This window comes from Pseudomonas sp. 01L34 (assembly GCF_056400265.1).
Window position 1 is genome coordinate 1 of the sequence record NZ_JBFTSX010000041.1, and the last position, 611, is coordinate 611.

The 611-nt window shown below is 61.9% G+C and carries 1 protein-coding gene; it reads right to left on the reverse strand.

What is annotated here, in order from left to right:
• On the reverse strand, positions 1–611 hold a 611-nt coding region (locus tag AC1DQM_RS29885; protein WP_477747268.1), incomplete at both ends, for a DUF5801 repeats-in-toxin domain-containing protein.

Genomic DNA, 611 nt, shown 5'->3' on the forward strand with positions numbered 1-611 from the left:
TCCTTGTCGGTGATGGTGGCCGTCAGGGTCACCAGGTTGTCCGAGGTCAGACTCGTCGAATCATCCGGATTGGTTGGATCGGGATGCACCACCGCCCGTTGCTGGTCGAGGGTGACGTCGCCGTTGGCGGCGACACTGACAGTGAACACCAGCAGGTTRGTGGTGGCSGTGCGGCCTTCGACCACGGTGCCGTTGAGTGACAGGTTGACCGCCTCACCGGTGGCCGTATCGGTCAGTCCGGAACCGCCTGCGACTACGCCTAGGGCATAGGTCAATGTGCCCGCGCCATCGGCGCCAAATGCCGAGCTGAAGTTAGCTGTAAAATTCTGGGTGGCGTCGGTCGTCAGTACCGTTTCGTCAACCGTCAGGGTTGGCTCCGTGCCAGTGGTGCTGATGCTCGGTCCGTCRTCCTTGAACACCAGGTTCTGYCCRATRTTCAGCGTGGCATGRGCGCTGTCGCCRTCCTTGTCGGTGATGGTGGCCGTCAGGGTCACCAGGTTGTCCGAGGTCAGACTCGTCGAATCATCCGGATTGGTTGGATCGGGATGCACCACCGCCCGTTGCTGGTCGAGGGTGACGTCGCCGTTGGCGGCGACACTGACAGTGAACAC